Annotated in this window: 1 protein-coding gene and 1 pseudogene; both read right to left on the bottom strand. The window is 68.2% G+C overall.

The genetic code is table 11. The features are described 5' to 3' along the window. Nucleotides 1-446: CoA-binding protein (locus tag BLA60_RS41850; protein ID WP_211289036.1), on the bottom strand; the 446-nt coding region annotated here is incomplete at its 3' end. A 1-nt stretch (nt 447) separates the two neighbouring features. Next, nucleotides 448-711: pseudogene (locus BLA60_RS41845) on the bottom strand (ADP-forming succinate--CoA ligase subunit beta); the annotation flags it as partial.

Genomic DNA, 711 nt, shown 5'->3' with positions numbered 1-711 from the left:
GGAATGATCCCCGCGTTCGACTTCCCCGGCGAAATCACCCCAGGACAGTTCGGACCGATGATCCGCGTCTTGTTCCCGGTCGCGCACGCGTGCGCCCAGAACACGGCCGTGTCATGCACCGGAATACCCTCGGTGATCACCACCGCGAGCCCGATCCCGGCGTCGATCGCCTCGATCACGGCGGCCTTGGCGAACTTCGGCGGCACGAACACGACGGTCACGTCGGCGCCGGTGGCCTCCATGGCCTCGCCGACGGAGTTGAACACCGGCAGGGTCAGGCCGTCCTTGACGTCGGAGAAGTCGGCGCTCTGGCCGCCCTTGCCCGGGGTGACGCCACCGACGACGTTCGCGCCGGAGGCCAGCATGCGGCGGGTGTGCTTGGTGCCCTCCGCGCCGGTCATGCCCTGAACGATGATCCTGCTGTCCTCGGTGAGGAAGATCGCCATCTCATGCCCCCTGTGCGGCAAGCTCGGCGGCCTTGCGTGCCGCGTTGTCCATGGTGTCGACCTGCTGCAGTCCGGGCAGCGCGGCCTCGGTCAGAATCCGGCGGCCCTCGTCGGCGTTGTTCCCGTCGAGCCGGACCACGATCGGCTTGTTCACGGTGTCGCCGCGGCTGTCCAGCAACTGGAAGGCCTGGACGATGCCGTTGGCGACCGCGTCACACGCCGTGATCCCCCCGAACACGTTCACGAACACACTCCGCACGTCCGG

The organism is Actinophytocola xinjiangensis, from assembly GCF_001921215.1.
GTDB lineage: Bacteria > Actinomycetota > Actinomycetes > Mycobacteriales > Pseudonocardiaceae > Actinophytocola > Actinophytocola xinjiangensis.
Note: the sequence above shows the minus strand (reverse complement) of the source record. Positions and strands in the feature narration are given on the sequence as shown.